This is a genomic window from Micropruina sp. (assembly GCF_047602085.1).
Classification (GTDB): Bacteria; Actinomycetota; Actinomycetes; order Propionibacteriales; family Propionibacteriaceae; genus Micropruina.
This window is the reverse complement of record NZ_JASGID010000002.1, coordinates 999,539-1,014,327: the sequence shown is the minus strand read 5'-3', so window position 1 is coordinate 1,014,327 and position 14,789 is coordinate 999,539. Positions and strand designations below refer to the sequence as shown.

The following is a 14,789-nucleotide window of genomic DNA, read 5'->3' as shown; positions in this document are numbered from 1 at the left end:
GTTGAGCCACCGCTGGTTGAGCCACCGCCGGTTGAGCTAGGGCGAAACCCCTCATCAGCACGGCACGCCTGAGATCTCGACAAGCTAGGGACGTACTGATCAACGCAACCCTCGCCGGTCGAGCTTGTCGAAATCCCTAGTCAGAGCACTCTGCCTGAGGTCTCAGCAGGCTCGACCAGGGAAAATCAGCGCTTCCCTCGACCGGCGAAAACCGGAACCTCACTACAGCACCGAACCCGGGGTGTAGGCCGCGGCAGCCGGGTACTTCTTCGCGATCCGCTTCACCTTGTCGGCCACGTCGTCCACCTGGTCGCGAGCCGCCCCGGTCAACTCCAGCGGATCGGCCTGCGTCGCCTGCAACTGCTCCCGGGTCAGCCCGAGCCGCGGGTCGGCGGCCAGCCGGTCGAGCAGGTCGTTGCTGCGGACGCCGCGGCGCAGGTCGAGCGCCACCGCCACCGCATGCTCCTTGATCGCCTCGTGGGCCGCCTCGCGCCCCACCCCGGCCCGGACGGCCGCCATCAGCACCTTGGTGGTGGTCAAGAACGGCAGGTAACGGGACAGCTCGGCCTCGATCACCGCCGGGAAGGCGCCGAACTCGGCCAGCACCGTCAAGAAGGTCTCGAACAGGCCGTCGAGGGCGTAGAAGGCGTCCGGTAACGCCACCCGGCGCACCACCGAACACGACACGTCGCCCTCGTTCCACTGATCGCCGGCCAGCTCGCCCACCATGGTTGCGTAGCCGCGCAGGATCACGCTGAGACCGTTGACCCGCTCGCACGACCGGGTGTTCATCTTGTGCGGCATCGCCGAACTGCCGACCTGTCCTTCTTTGAACCCTTCGGTGACCAGTTCGTGCCCGGCCATCAGCCGAATCGTCGTCGCCACGTTGGACGGTGCCGCCGCCACTTGCACCAGCGCGGTCAGCACCTCGTAATCGAGCGAACGCGGGTACACCTGACCGGTTGAGGTGAAGATGCGGGCGAAGCCGAGGTGCTGGCCGATCTGGCTCTCTAGCGCCAACTGCTTCTTGGCGCTGCCGCCGAGCAGGTCGAGCATGTCTTGCGCCGTGCCCATCGGCCCCTTGATACCTCGCGCCGGGTAGCGGTTGATCAGCTCGTCGATGCGCGCGAACGCCACCAGCAGCTCGTCCGCAGCCGTGGCGAACCGCTTGCCCAGCGTGGTGAGCTGCGCGGCGACGTTGTGCGAGCGTCCGGTCAGCGGCTGGTCGCGGTACTGCAGCGCCAGCCGGGTGAGCGTCACGAGCACCGTCACGATGCGCTCGCGGACCAGTTTCAGCCCGCTGAGCACCTGGTATTGCTCGATGTTCTCGGTGAGGTCGCGGCTGGTCATGCCCTTGTGCACCTGCTCGTGCCCGGCCAGCGCATTGAACTCTTCGATGCGCGCCTTCACGTCGTGCCGGGTGATCCGCTCGCGAGCCTCGATCGAGGCCAGGTCGACCTGGTCGACCACTCGCTTGTAGTCGGCGATCACCGTCGCTGGGTCGGCACCGCCGAAGTCGACGCCGAGTTCCTTCTGCGCCTTCAGCACCGCGATCCACAACCGCCGCTCGGCGACGATCTTGTTCTCAGGGCTCCAGATCGCCCGCATCGGCTCGGACGCGTAACGGGTGGCCAACACGTTGGGAACGGTCATGCCTTCATGCTTTCACGACCCCCGGCAACGGCCCCAATGCGAACGGCTCGCAGCGCGCGTGGCCCCTCGGCAAAGCCGCACAGCACAGGTCTCGACAAGCTCGACCGACGATTAATCAACGCACCCACCGCTGGTTGAGCTTGTCGAAAGCCTTCCACCGCAACGACACACCTGCGATCTCGACAAGCTCGACCGACGATTGATTGGTGGCTGCTGCTCACCACTGGCCGGCATCGCCCTCGGCGACGTCGGCCACGTACTGGGCGTAGCTGGAGTTCACCTGATAGGCCCGCGACACCTCGATCGTGCCCCGCTCCGCCTTCTCGGCGATGTCGCGCCGGCAGAACAGCGTGGGGGCGTCCAACTCGTCCACCGCGGCGTAGGCATCGGCCCGGGCCTTCTGCAGCGAAGCCGCCTGCGCCACCACGGCCAACACCCGGCCGCCTGCCGCGACCAACTCGCCGTCGGCGTTCAGCGCCGTGCCGGCGTGCACGATGTGCACGTTGTCGGCCGAGCCTCGCAGCCGCGGCCCGGCGATCGTGCCGCCCAGCACCGGCTTGCCCGGGTAGCCCTCGGCAGCCAGCACCACCGCCACCGCCGAGCCCGACTTCCAAGCCAGCTCTCCGACGTCTTCCAGGTTGCCGACGGCCGCCGCATACAAGACCTGCCCCAGCGGCGAGTCGAGGGCGGCGAGCACCGCCTGGGTCTCGGGGTCGCCGAAGCGTACGTTGAACTCGACCACCCGCAACCCGTTCGAGGTGAGCGCCAGCCCGGCATACAGCAAGCCGACGAACGGGGTGCCCTGCCGGCCGAGTTCGGCGATGGTCGGCTCGATAACGCTCTGCATGATCTCGTCGACCAGCCCCGGCGGCGCCCACGGCAGCGGCGTGTAGGCACCCATGCCGCCGGTGTTCGGCCCGCTGTCGCGCTCACCGACTCGCTTGAAGTCCTGTGCGGGTTGCAGCGGCAGCGCAGTCAGACCATCGGTGATCGCGAACAGGCTCACCTCGGGACCGTCCAAGTACTCCTCAACGACCACCGGCAGGCAGCCCTGTGCGTGGGCCAGCGCGGCGGCGCGGTCGTCGGTGACGATCACACCCTTGCCTGCAGCCAGACCGTCGTCCTTCACCACGTGCGGCGCACCGAAGTGGTCGAGCGCCTGTGCCACCTCGTCGAGCGTCTCGCAGTAGCGCGACCGGGCGGTCGGCACACCGGCAGCCGCCATCACCTCTTTGGCGAACACCTTCGACCCCTCAAGTCGGGCCGCCGCCTTGGACGGGCCGAAGCACGCGATACCGGCCCCCCGGACGGCGTCGGCCACCCCGGCCACCAGCGGTGCCTCGGGCCCGATCACCACCAGGTCAACGCGCAGCCGCCGGGCCAGCGTGACCACCGCACGGGGATCGTCAATCACCACCGGATAGTTGGTGGCGACCGTGGCAGTTCCCGGGTTTCCGGGCGCGCAGAACAGCCGGGTGACCGACGGGTCGTGCGCCAGCGCCAAGGCGAGGGCATGCTCACGGCCACCGTTGCCGACGACCAGGACGGACAGTTGCTGGTTTCGCACGGGCTCAGCCTAGGGAAGTACTGATCCATGCGTCCACCGTTGGTTGAGCTTGTCGAAACACCTAGTGAGGGCACTCTGTTTGGGGTCTCGACAGGCTCGCCCAGCGAAAAATCAGTGCTTCCCGAGTGTTGCCAGGCGGGAGTTCTCCGGGAGAGGTGCAGTGTCTGGCAGATGCGCCGCCAGACCAACAGCACGGTGCCCGGATCGCCCGACGTTGCAGTCCACGACCGCCGCACCCAGCCTCACGACGGGGTTGCGTCGGGCGGCACCGACGATGCGGGCCGTGCCGGCCCGGGAGGCCGTCGGGAACCCGATCAGCTCGGCACACCCTTGCGGGCGGTGGCAAGAAACACACCGAACCTGCGCGGCACGCCGTCCACCTGCTTCTCGACCTCGAGCACCTGGCGCACGGTCAGGTGACCGAAGCCTGCCGCGGCCAGCGTCCGCCGCAGCATGCCCCGGCTGAAGCCGTGGTGGCCGGTGAAGCAGGGGTCGTGGTACTCCCCCTGCTCGGGCTCCAGGTCGAGCAGGGCGATCCAGCCGCCGTCGTTCGTGGCGTCGAACAGTCGCTTGAGTAGCACCGGCACGTCGTCGACGTGGTGCAGCACCATCATCGAGATCACCAGGTCGAACCGCTCACCGCCGGGCAGCGGGGCCTGGGTCAGATCGTGCAGTTGGGCCCGCATGCCTGAGCGCCCACACGCGGCAATCCGCCGACGGGCGGCTTCGACCATGCCGTCAGAGGCATCCAGCAGCAGCAGGTCGCCCACCTGGTCGGCCAGCGCGAAAGCCAGCAGCCCGGTGCCGGCACCGTAGTCGAGCACCGACCACGACGGGTCGAGCGGCACCTCGGCGGCGATGGCGTTCGCGGCCCGACGGGCCCGCTCGACTCTGCGCGGGTCGTCGTCCCAGGTCGCCGCCTGACTGGCGAACCAGCGGGCGTCGTACTTCATCATGACCCACATGCTGCCCCAGTAAGCGCCGGCGTGGAAGCAGCGGGGTCGAGGGTTGGGTCAGGTCTTGGCTGCGACTGTGCTGCCCGATCGGCGCCGAGCCCGGTAGGCCGCCACGTTGCTGCGGTTGCCGCAGCCCGAATCACAGTACTTGCGCGAGCGGTTGCGGCTCAGGTCGAGCACCACGTCATCGCAGTCGTCGGCGGCACAGTAGTGCAGCCGGTCGAGCTCGCCGGAGCGCACCACGTCCATCATCGCCATGGCGTACTCGACGAGCATGCGCACCACCAGCGGGGCGTCGGGCGGCGCGGCGTGAATGTGCCAGTCGAAGTCGTCGTGCCGCACCAACTGGGGCAGCGCCCGCCCCTCGACCAGCAGCGCGTTGATCAGGTCGACGACGGCCTGCTCGTCGGCGCCCCAGAAGCCGGCCAGCCGGTCTCGCACCCCGCGGACGGCCTCAAGCTCGGCCCCATCGTGGGTGCGGCTGCCCGACCATCGCCACCGGGCGCACAGCTCATCGAGGTCGACCACGGTGGTCAGGGTGTCAGGGCGGCGGGTATTGACCAAAGCGGTGAGCGCCTGCAGCGACAGGCGGGTGTCATGAGTGAAGTCCATCTTGACTCCTGACGCATTGGTACGATGTCATGGTCATGGTAACCGATTACTCATTACAGGGGGTGGAGGGCGTGGTGGTCGAAGCGGTCGCTGAGAGCGTGCTGCCGGTCGCCCCCGCGCGCCGCACCGGAGTCGTCGGCTGGACCGCCGCGCTGGTCTCGGCCGCGGCGTTCGGCACCTCGGGCGCCTTCGCCAAACCGCTGCTTGCCTCCGGTTGGAGCGCCGGCGCCGTGGTGGCCGTCCGACTGGGCCTGGCGGCCGCGGTGCTGCTGGTCCCCGGGCTGATCGCGCTGCGGCGGCGGTGGCGGCTCCTGCTCGACCACTGGCGTCCGCTGCTCTGCTACGGCGTCTTCGGCGGCGCCACGGCCCAAGTGGGCTTCTTCAACGCGGTGCATCACGTGCCGGTGGCGCTGGGCATACTGCTGGAGTACCTGGGCATTCTGCTCGTGGTGTGCTGGGTGGCGCTGCGCACCCGGCGGCTGCCGTCCCGGCTCACCGTGCTGGGCGTCGTGACCGCCATCGCCGGACTGGTGATCGTGCTCGACCCAGCGAGCATGGGCGGGCTCGACCTGCGCGGCATCGCCTGGGGGCTGCTCGCCACCTTCGGCCTGGCGGTGTACTTCGTGGTGTCGGCGCAGCCGATGACCCTGCCACCGCTGACGTTCGTGGCCGTCGGGCTGACGATCGGCACCATCGCGATCCTGGTGGCCGCTCTGGCCGGGCTGATGCCGCTGCAGGCGGCCACCGCCGACGTCAGCTTCGCCGGCCTGGACCTGCCCTGGTGGGTGCCGCTGCTCGAGCTTGCATTGGTTGCCGCGGCGGCCGCGTACGCGCTGGGGTTCGTCGGCGTGCAGCACCTGGGATCGACGGTGGCGAGCTTCGTCGGGCTGACCGAGGTGCTGTTTGCGGCCGGCTGGGCCTGGCTGCTGCTCGGCGAGCTAACAGGCCTGCCGCAACTGGCCGGCGGGGTGATCCTGCTGGCCGGCGTGGCGATCGTGCAACGCGGTCAGTCCGGCGAACAGCAGCCGTCCTGAGCGCGTCGCTGAACCAAAAAGAACCGTCCCCTGAACCATTGGGGACGGTTCTTTTGGTTCAGAGCAGGTCGTTCAGCACGACCACTTGCTCGCGGCCGGGCCCCACGCCGATGCCCGAGATGCGGGCGCCACTGAGCTCCTCCAGCCGGCGCACGTAGGCCTGACAGGTCTTGGGCAGGTCGGCGAAGCTGCGGGCACCGCTGATGTCCTCGCTCCAGCCCTCCTGCAACTCGTACACCGGGACGGCCCGGGCAAAGTCGTGCTGCGTCATCGGCAGCCGGTCGGTGCGCTCGCCGTCCACGTCGTAGGCGACGCAGACCGGAACCTTCGGCCAGCCCGACAAGATGTCGAGCTTGGTCAGAAAGATGTCGGTGAACGCGTTGGCGGACGCCGCCGCCTCGACCACCAGCGCGTCGTACCAGCCGCAGCGGCGCTTGCGTCCCGTGGTGGTGCCGAACTCGGCTCCGTCGGCGCGAATCTTGTCGCCGTCGGCGTCCAGCAGTTCGGTCGGGAACGGCCCCTCCCCCACCCGGGTGGTGTACGCCTTCGCGATGCCCACCACCCGGTCGATGCGGGTGGGGCCGATGCCGGCGCCGGTGCAGGCACCCGCCGCGATCGGGTTGGACGATGTCACGTAGGGGTAGGTGCCGTGGTCGACATCGAGGTGGTGCGCCTGGGCGCCCTCGAACAGCACCACCTGGCCGGCGTCCAGGGCGTCGTTGAGCACCCGCGAGGTGTCGGTCACCATCGGCCGCAGCCGCTCGACGTGCCCCAGCAGCCGCTCGGCGATCTGATCGGGGTCGATGGCACGCTGGTTGTACACCTTCACCAGCAGATGGTTCTTCTGCCACAGCGCCGCCTCGACCTTCTGCCGCAGCAGCTCTTCGTCGAACAGATCCTGCACCCTGATGCCCAGTCGGTTGACCTTGTCTGAGTAGGCCGGGCCGACGCCGCGTCCGGTGGTGCCGATCTTGCGCTTGCCGAGAAAGCGTTCCGAGACCTTGTCGATGGTCTGGTGGTAGGGCGTGATCAGGTGCGCGTTGGCTGACACCAGCAGCTTGCGGGCGGCATCGACGCCGCGGGCCGCCAGCCCGTCGATCTCGTCGAACAGCACGTCGAGGTCGATCACCACGCCGTTGCCGATCACCGGCACGCTGTTCGGGCTCAAGATTCCCGACGGCAGTAGGTGCAGCGCGTACCGCTCGCCACCCACCACGAGGGTGTGCCCGGCGTTGTTGCCGCCCGAATAGCGAACCGTGTAGTCGACGCGGTCGCCCAACTGGTCGGTGGCCTTGCCCTTGCCCTCGTCGCCCCATTGCGCTCCGACGACCACGATGCCCGGCATGTGTGAATCCCTCCGGCACGAGAACGGCCCGTCGCCGGGCCCTTACCGGCTGAGCCTAGCGGAGTGTGTTCGCCTGCTCCCGACGGCGGGTCAGGTCGAGACTCGCCGGGTTTCGCCGACGAGGACGACGAGGTGAGCGTGCGCCGGCCTCAGCGCACTCGCTTGGGCGCAACGGAGGTGATCCCGGCAAGCGGAGGTGATCTCACGATCAGGTTTCGACAGGCTCAACCAACGGCGGTCACTGGTCCTCGCCGGTCGAGCCTGTCGAGACCCCAACAGACTGCCCTCACGATCAGGTTTCGACAGGCTCAACCAGCAAGGGTTGCGTTGATCAGTGCTTCTTCAGCTCCCGCTCAGTTCGGCATACCCGGTCGGGGATGAGTCCACCAGCAATTGCACGCAGCGTTCGTTCTCGGCGGTCTCGCCGATCGCCTGCGCCGCACGGGCCAGCGCCCACACCGCGCGCAGAAAGCCCTGGTTCGGCTCGTGTTCCCACGGCACCGGGCCGGAACCGCGCCAACCGTGGCGGCGCAGAGCATCCAGACCGCGGTGGTAGCCGGTACGGGCAAAGGCATAGGCCTGCAACACCCCCGCGCGCGTGCCCTGATCCAGCGCCTGCTCGGCCAGCACGGCCCAGGCCAGGCTCGACGTCGGAAACTCGGCAGCCACCTCGAGCGGGTCGGCGCCGGACGGCGCGGTGGCGGCCGGATCGTCGGGCAGCAATGTGCGTCGGGCGTCCGGGTCGGCAAAGGGCAGATGCGGCATGGACTCCACCCTAGCGATCGACGATCGGGCAGCGGCCAGGGACTTGACCGGGCGCCGCACTGTTGCCGCTGGGGCTGCAGAGCATGCGGCACCGTCGCGCGCACAGGTGTTGCCGCAGCTCACCGCTGCCCCGACACCCGCTCGACCCAAGCTGTGCTGCTCGAAGCGGCGGACATTGTGGGCCCGGTGATGAGCGTGGCGCGGGTCGGCACGCCCCACCAGGAGCCGCCGCTGAGCCAGCGCCGGGCAATGCCGATCGTGGGTTGCTCAAACCGCCCCGACGCCCTTGTCGATTCGATGTGAGTTGTGCCGCGACAGGCCCTATGCTGCCGCCATGGTCGATGACGACACCACGTTTCAGCTTCGGATGGAACGCTACGGGCCACAGTTGCTCAGCGGTCTCCAGGGTGCCTACGGCGAGCGGGCCGAGGCACTCTTCGAGCGCCTGACCGGAGCCATGCGCGACGCGTTCGACAGCCGTCCGGCCGATCTGCGGGTGCTCGACGAGGCCCGGCTGCTCAGCCCGGATTGGCTGCAGCAACCCGAGCAGATCGGCTACGTCTGCTACGCCGACAGGTTCGCCGGCACGCTGGCCGGCGTGGCCGAGCACATCGACCACCTGAAGTCGCTCGGCGTGACCTACCTGCACCTGATGCCGTTGTTGCAGCCGCGTCCGGGCGACAGCGACGGCGGCTACGCGGTGGCCGACTATCGCCAGGTCGACCAGCGACTGGGCACGATGGACGACCTGGTGGCGCTGGCCGCCACGCTGCGCCGGGAACGCATCTCGCTGGTGGTCGACCTGGTGCTCAACCACGTGGCGCGCGAGCACGAGTGGGCCGCACGGGCCAGGGCCGGCGAGCAGAAGTACCGCGACTACTTCATGATCTTTCCCGACCGGACGATCCCCGACGCCTACGAGCGCACCCTGCCGGAGGTCTTTCCCGACTTCGCCCCCGGCAGCTTCAGTTGGGACGACGAGTTGCAGGGCTGGGTCTGGACCACCTTCAACACATTTCAGTGGGACCTCAACTGGGCCAATCCCGACGTCTTCGCCGAGTTCGTCGACATCGTCTGCTTTCTGGCCAACAACGGCGTCGAAGTCCTGCGGCTCGACGCGATCGCCTTCATCTGGAAGGCCATGGGAACCGACTGCCAGAACGAACCGGAAGTGCATGAGCTCACTCAGGCGCTGCGAGCGGTGCTGCGGATCGTCGCCCCGGCCTGCTCTGTGAAGGCAGAGGCCATCGTGGGCCCACAAGACCTGGTCGCCTACCTGGGCCAGGGCAAGCACTTCGGCAAGGTCTCCGACCTCGCCTACCACAACTCGCTGATGGTGCAGCTATGGGGTGCGCTCGCCTCGCGGCACACCCGCCTGTTCGAGGTGGCGCTGTCGAATTTCCCGGCGAAGCCCGCCAGCACCACCTGGGGCCCCTATGCCCGCTGTCACGACGACATCGGCTGGGCGATCTCCGACAGCGATGCCCGCGGCGCGTATTTGGAGGGCCACACCCACCGCGCGTTCCTGTCCGAGTTCTACGCCGGCCTCTACCCCGGGTCGTTCGCACGCGGCCTGGTGTTTCAGCACAACCCGGCCACCAACGACCGCCGGATCAGCGGCTCGCTGGCCAGCCTGGCCGGCCTGGAGGCGGCACTGGAGGCCGGTGACCAGGCCCAGCTCTCCAACGCGATCGCCCGGATCAACCTGCTGCACACCGCCATTCTGGGTTTCGGAGGCGTCCCCTTGCTCTACATGGGTGACGAGATCGGCCTGCTGAACGATCACGGCTACCGCGACGACCCCGAGCACGCCGCCGACAACCGCTGGGTGCACCGTCCGGCGATGGACCCGGCCGCCGTGGCGCTCGCGAACGCCGACCCGAGCACGCCGGGCGGACGGATCCTGGCCGGCCTGCGGCACACCATCGGCGTCCGCAAGCGGCTGCCGCACCTGCACGCGTCCATCGAGTCACGAGTGCTGCCCAGCCCCGATTCGCGGGTGCTGCTGCTCACCCGCGACCATCCCGAGGGTTTGCTGGTCGAGGCCTACAACTTCAGCGAGGACGCCGTCGAGTTGCCGTCTTATGTGTTGCGCTCCCGCCTCGGCGACACCGCCGTCGAGCAGATCAGCGGCTACGACTACTCGCTGCTCCCCGAAACGCTCCTGATCCGCCCCTACCAACCGCTCTGGCTGACGGCCGGCTGACCGTCCCTACTCGAAGCGGGTGGCCTCGGCTGCGGTGGCGCGACACGCCACCGCGTGGCTGGCGACGATCGCCGTAGGTCCGCGAGCCGCGTAGAAGTCAGATCTATGTGGCGCGGGCTGGTCTCGCCCTGGAAAGGTCCCGGTCACGAGGAGAAAGCGATCGGGCCGACGGGCAGGCGCGGCACAGCGAAGACCCGCCGGGCCCCGAAGGCCCCGGCGGGTCCGTTGAGCGGAGAATCCTCAGCTCAGTACAGGGTGGGATCGGCCTGCTTGACCGCCTCCACCTCCTCGGACGTCGGGGCATAGGCACCGCTCTTGCTGACGGTGATGCCCGAGGTGACGACCGCATTGTGCAGTGCCGACTGGACGTCGGACCAGCCGGCGTCGGCCAGCCGTTGCCGGGCCTCGACCGAACCCAGCAAGCCGCCCTTCAGCAGTCCGGCGATCAGCCCGGCCATGAACGAGTCACCGGCGCCGACGGTGTCGCCGACGGTCACGTTCATCTGGTCGATGTGCAGCATGTCGCGGTTGTCGGCCAGCAGAGCGTACGCGCCCCACGGCCCACGGGTGACGACCACCATCGACGGTCCGGCCTTGATCCAGCGCCGCATCACGTCCTCGACCGGCTCACCGGGGTAGAGCCATTCCAGGTCCTCGTCGCTGACCTTGACCAGGTCGGAGAGGCTGACCAGGTCCTCCACCCGGCCGACCACCTGCTCGGGCGCGATCATCAGCGCCGGGCGGATGTTCGGGTCGTAGGAGGTGGTGGCGTGGCCGCGGATCGCCCGCACATTCTCGACCACCGCGGTGCCGCCCGGTTCGAGCGTGGCCGCGATGCTGCCGGTGTGCAGGTGACCGTACTTCGACAGGTCGTCGATCGCCGGGACGTTCCACTCCAGGTCGAACTCGTAGGTGGCCCGGCCGTCGGCGTCGAGGTGGGCGAAGGCGACGGCAGTCTTCTCGGCCGAGTCGGTGCCCGGCACGATCGACACCCCAGACGCGGTGGCCCACTGAGCGAGCCGGCCCCCCCGTTCGTCCTTGCCCCACCAGGCGCAAATGCTGGCCGGCTCGCCGAGCGTGGCGACCCCGGCCGCCACGTTCAGCAGACTGCCGCCCACATGCTCTTGGGTGGAGTCCTGACCGATGACGACGTCGATCAACGCCTCGCCCAGGCACAACACTTCGCGGTCAGACATTCAGTGCCCTTTCGCTGCGAGTGGATCGCCGTTGTCGCTGGGATCATGGGTCAGGCCGAGTTTGGCCTCCATCTCCTCCAGCGGCACACCCTTGGTCTCAGGCATGACCTTGAGCACCCAGAACAACTGGCCGACCATGAAGATCGCGAACACCGCGAACGCCACGCCGCCACCGAGACCGTTGATCACCGGCGGGAAGAAGGTCGAGGTCAGCCAGGCGAACACCCAGTGGGTCAGCGAGCCGAAGGACTGCCCACGGCCACGGATGCGGTTCGGGAAGATCTCGGAGATGAACACCCAGATCACCGCGCCCTGACCGAAGGCGTGAGCGGCGATGAAGACGAGCAGGCCGGCGAGCACCAAGAAACTGGACTTCGAGTCGAACGCGCCGCCCAGTGCCTTCTCGTAGTAGAACATCAGCGCGGACATGAAGCCCAGGCTGACGATGTAGCCGATCGAGCCGATGATCATCAGCTTCTTGCGGCCGATCCGGTCGATCACGGTCAGCGCGGCCATCGTGGCGATCAGGTTCATGAAGCCGACCGCGATGCTCATCTGGAAGGCAGCATCGGTGGACGCGCCGGCCTTCACCATGACGACCGGGGCGTAGTAGAGAATCGCGTTGATGCCCGACATCTGGTTGAACATGGCGATCATGAAGGCCAGCAAGATGACCTTGGCATGGCCCTTGGTGAAGAACGGCACCTTCGGTGCGTTCGCGGCCGCAGCCAGCGAGGAGTCGATCTCCTCGATCTGGAAGTCGGCCTCTTCCTTGCTGGTGGTCAGCTTGGCGATGACGTCCCGGCCGGCCTGCTCCTGGCCGTTGGCCATCAGCCAGCGCGGAGTCTCGGGAACGCTGAAGAGCATGATCAGGAAGATCGCGGCGGGAATGGCCATCACGCCGAACATCCAGCGCCAGTCGGAGGTTTCGTCGTTGACCACCGCGCGGACGATGGCGTTGGACAGGTAAGCCAGCAGGATGCCGAGCACGATGTTGAACTGCACCAGGCCCACCAGACGGCCACGGACCTTCGCCGGGGCGATCTCAGCGGTGTAGATCGGGGCACACACCGATGCAGCGCCGACACCGATGCCGCCCAGGAACCGGAAGATCTCCAAGGTGACGATGTCGTGGGCGAATGCCGAGCCGAGGGCGCCCGCCAGGTAGAGGACGCCGATCACGAACAGCACCGGCTTGCGGCCATAGCGGTCGGCCGGCTTGCCGGCGGTCAGGGCACCGAGGATCGTGCCGAGGAGGGCCATGCCCACGGCCCAGCCGAGGTAGGCGTCAGAGAGGTTGAAATATGTTTGGAGTTGCTCGGTCGTGCCGGAGATGACGGCGGTGTCAAAACCGAACACCAGGCCGCCGATCGAGGCGACCAGCGCACTGCGTATCACTAGGGGTCTCATGGGCGTCATGTTAAGGGCGTGCACCGTCTAGATGTTCTGATTACTACGACGACATTTCGAACCCACACCAACCCAACTGAACCCACAGCAAGGGCTGTCGAAATGCGAGCAAATACACACCGTTCGGACGCCGCCCTCGGCCGCAGATCACCTCCGCTGGTACGGGTCCTCGATGTCACGCCGAGACCAGCGCTGGAAGACCCGAGCTGGTCGAACTCATCGAACCGGTCGAGTTGGTCGAGTTGGTCGAGACGTGAACGTGCGCCCGCCGGCGAAGGATTTCAAGCTCGACCGGCGGTGGTTTCGTCAATCGGCGCCTCGCAACAAAGCGACGATGCCCGGGCACGCGGCCCGGGCATCGTCGCTGGAGACTGGTCGATCAGCCGATCGTCTTGCCGGCGGAACGCAGGTTCTCGCAGGCCTCGATGATGCGCTGCCCCATGCCCGCCTCGGCTGCCTTGCCCCAGGCGCGCGGGTCGTACATCTTCTTGTTGCCGACCTCGCCGTCGATCTTCAGCACGCCGTCGTAGTTGGCGAGCATCCAGCCGGCCACCGGACGGGTGAACGCGTACTGGGTGTCGGTGTCGACGTTCATCTTGATCACGCCGTAGTCGACGGCGTCGCTGATCTCTTGCGGGGTCGAGCCCGAACCGCCGTGGAAGACCAAGTCGAACGGCTTATTGACGCCGTACTTCGCGCCGACCGCGTCCTGAATCTCTTTGAGCACCTCGGGGCGCAGCTTCACCGAACCCGGCTTGTACACGCCGTGCACGTTGCCGAAGGTGAGGGCCACGATGTAGCGCCCCTTCTCACCCAGGCCGAGCTTCTCGACCGTGGCCAAGCCGTCCTCGACGGTGGTGTAGAGCTTCTCGTTGATCTCGGCCGCGACACCGTCTTCTTCGCCGCCGACCACGCCGACCTCGATCTCGAGAATCTGACGGGCCTTGCTGGTCAGCGCCAGCAGCTCGTCGGCGATGGTGAGGTTCTCGGCCATCGGCACGGCCGAGCCATCCCACATGTGCGACTGGAACAGCGGCTCGAGGCCGCGGTCGACCCGCTCCTGCGAGATCGCGATGAGCGGCTTGACGTAGGTGTCGAGCTTCTCTTTCTGGCAGTGGTCGGTGTGCAGCACGATGTTGACCGGGTAGTTCTTGGCCACCACGTGCGCGTACTCGGCCAAGGCGACGGCGCCGGTGACCATGTGCTTGATGGTGGGACCGGACGCGTATTCGGCGCCACCGGTGCTGACCTGCACGATGCCGTCGGAGCCCGCGGCGGCGAAACCGGCGAGGGCGGCATTCAGGGACTGCGACGAGGTGATGTTGATCGCCGGGAAAGCGAACGAACCGGCCTTCGCGGCCGCCAACATCTCGGCGTACTTCTCGGGTGATGCGATGGGCATTTACTGCGCTCCTCACGGGGTCGTGGCGTCACCGGACTGCAGGGTGACGCCTGCGATGACCTCCCCAGTCTTGCAAAAGTCACCGGGCTGCGCGACCCATTTTTCAAGCCTGGAGGTGTCAGTCGTCGAGCCGGGACAGATCAATGCGGCAGCGACCACCCGACAATGCCCGCACGGCAGAGTCGATGTTGGCCGGCAATGCGCTCAGGTACTCCATCGGGACGGCCGCCGACCGTCCGTCGCGAGCCTCGACCTTCAGCTGGGGCGAGCGGCCGAAGCGACCCGGGTTCGCCAGCACAGCGCCCACCTCGGGCCAGGTCAGCCACAGCCCGGCGACCCACACGCCGTCGCGGGTGACGGCGAACGCGGGGCCGGGGGCCACCGGGCGGGCATCGCGTCGCGCGATCAGTAGGCCGGATCCGCTGATCACCACCCAGATCAGCCCGACCACCAAGGCCGAGCCGACCAGCCAGGGCCCCCACGAACCCACCTGGGCGGCGAAGAAGTACCACACGGCCGCGCCGATGGCGACCGATACGGCGGTCGAGATCAGCCGCTGGATCAACAGCGAGCGCCAGCGGGCGACCTTGGCCTGGACGGCCTCGGGCGCATAAAACACCACGTACTCGCCGACACCGTTCAC

Annotated in this window: 12 protein-coding genes; 2 read left to right on the top strand and 10 right to left on the bottom strand. The window is 67.9% G+C overall.

Features of this window, described 5'->3' with window-relative positions:
* Positions 1-222: 222 nt before the first annotated feature.
* From purB to QM721_RS05360, 4 genes are all read right to left on the bottom strand, one after another.
* Positions 223-1,653, bottom strand: coding sequence for an adenylosuccinate lyase (gene purB / locus QM721_RS05375; RefSeq protein ID WP_415119734.1), 1,431 nt, complete (start codon positions 1,651-1,653; stop codon positions 223-225).
* Between the two features lie 217 nt (positions 1,654-1,870).
* Positions 1,871-3,205 carry a phosphoribosylamine--glycine ligase gene (purD, locus tag QM721_RS05370; protein WP_415120121.1) on the bottom strand — a complete coding sequence of 445 codons (1,335 nt, stop codon included), beginning with the start codon at positions 3,203-3,205 and terminating at the stop codon, positions 1,871-1,873.
* 329 nt (positions 3,206-3,534) lie between these two features.
* Entirely contained in the window at positions 3,535-4,176 is a 642-nt protein-coding gene (locus QM721_RS05365; RefSeq protein WP_415119732.1) for a class I SAM-dependent DNA methyltransferase, read from the bottom strand.
* Between the two features lie 57 nt (positions 4,177-4,233).
* Positions 4,234-4,788, bottom strand: a complete 555-nt coding sequence (locus QM721_RS05360; protein ID WP_415119730.1) for a CGNR zinc finger domain-containing protein — start codon at positions 4,786-4,788, stop codon at positions 4,234-4,236.
* Between the two features lie 35 nt (positions 4,789-4,823).
* Between QM721_RS05360 and QM721_RS05355 the strand changes: the two genes are divergently transcribed.
* Complete coding sequence (locus tag QM721_RS05355) at positions 4,824-5,822, top strand: EamA family transporter (RefSeq protein WP_415119728.1); 999 nt, start codon at positions 4,824-4,826, stop codon at positions 5,820-5,822.
* A gap of 58 nt (positions 5,823-5,880) precedes the next feature.
* On the opposite strand, the gene QM721_RS05350 is transcribed toward QM721_RS05355, so the two are convergent.
* Both QM721_RS05350 and QM721_RS05345 read right to left on the bottom strand, forming a co-directional pair.
* Entirely contained in the window at positions 5,881-7,167 is a 1,287-nt protein-coding gene (locus tag QM721_RS05350) for an adenylosuccinate synthase (RefSeq protein ID WP_415119726.1), read from the bottom strand.
* Positions 7,168-7,509: 342 nt separating this feature from the next.
* Positions 7,510-7,932 carry a DUF3151 domain-containing protein gene (locus QM721_RS05345; protein WP_415119724.1) on the bottom strand — a complete coding sequence of 141 codons (423 nt, stop codon included), beginning with the start codon at positions 7,930-7,932 and terminating at the stop codon, positions 7,510-7,512.
* Positions 7,933-8,266: 334 nt separating this feature from the next.
* Between QM721_RS05345 and QM721_RS05340 the strand changes: the two genes are divergently transcribed.
* A complete protein-coding gene (locus QM721_RS05340; protein ID WP_415119722.1) occupies positions 8,267-10,138 on the top strand; it encodes an alpha-amylase family protein in 1,872 nt (623 codons plus the stop codon).
* A 245-nt stretch (positions 10,139-10,383) separates the two neighbouring features.
* Here QM721_RS05340 and QM721_RS05335 read toward each other — a convergent pair whose 3' ends face one another.
* The 4 genes from QM721_RS05335 to QM721_RS05320 form a co-directional block, all read right to left on the bottom strand.
* Positions 10,384-11,334 carry a PfkB family carbohydrate kinase gene (locus tag QM721_RS05335; protein ID WP_415119720.1) on the bottom strand — a complete coding sequence of 317 codons (951 nt, stop codon included), beginning with the start codon at positions 11,332-11,334 and terminating at the stop codon, positions 10,384-10,386.
* On the bottom strand, positions 11,335-12,744 hold the full coding sequence (locus tag QM721_RS05330; RefSeq protein WP_415119718.1) for a sugar porter family MFS transporter: 1,410 nt from the start codon (positions 12,742-12,744) through the stop codon (positions 11,335-11,337).
* A 379-nt stretch (positions 12,745-13,123) separates the two neighbouring features.
* Complete coding sequence (gene fbaA, locus QM721_RS05325; RefSeq protein ID WP_415119716.1) at positions 13,124-14,146, bottom strand: class II fructose-bisphosphate aldolase; 1,023 nt, start codon at positions 14,144-14,146, stop codon at positions 13,124-13,126.
* A gap of 118 nt (positions 14,147-14,264) precedes the next feature.
* Positions 14,265-14,789, bottom strand: coding sequence for a hypothetical protein (locus QM721_RS05320; RefSeq protein ID WP_415119714.1), 525 nt, complete (start codon positions 14,787-14,789; stop codon positions 14,265-14,267).

Coding starts and splice junctions, on each gene's coding strand:
- QM721_RS05345 (WP_415119724.1), bottom strand. CDS start 7,932: ATGCCGCATCTGCCCTTTGCCGACCCGGACGCCCGACGCACATTGCTG.
- QM721_RS05365 (WP_415119732.1), bottom strand. CDS start 4,176: ATGATGAAGTACGACGCCCGCTGGTTCGCCAGTCAGGCGGCGACCTGG.
- purB (WP_415119734.1), bottom strand. CDS start 1,653: ATGACCGTTCCCAACGTGTTGGCCACCCGTTACGCGTCCGAGCCGATG.
- QM721_RS05340 (WP_415119722.1), top strand. CDS start 8,267: ATGGTCGATGACGACACCACGTTTCAGCTTCGGATGGAACGCTACGGG.
- QM721_RS05355 (WP_415119728.1), top strand. CDS start 4,824: ATGGTAACCGATTACTCATTACAGGGGGTGGAGGGCGTGGTGGTCGAA.
- fbaA (WP_415119716.1), bottom strand. CDS start 14,146: ATGCCCATCGCATCACCCGAGAAGTACGCCGAGATGTTGGCGGCCGCG.
- QM721_RS05330 (WP_415119718.1), bottom strand. CDS start 12,744: ATGAGACCCCTAGTGATACGCAGTGCGCTGGTCGCCTCGATCGGCGGC.
- QM721_RS05335 (WP_415119720.1), bottom strand. CDS start 11,334: ATGTCTGACCGCGAAGTGTTGTGCCTGGGCGAGGCGTTGATCGACGTC.
- QM721_RS05360 (WP_415119730.1), bottom strand. CDS start 4,788: ATGGACTTCACTCATGACACCCGCCTGTCGCTGCAGGCGCTCACCGCT.
- QM721_RS05350 (WP_415119726.1), bottom strand. CDS start 7,167: ATGCCGGGCATCGTGGTCGTCGGAGCGCAATGGGGCGACGAGGGCAAG.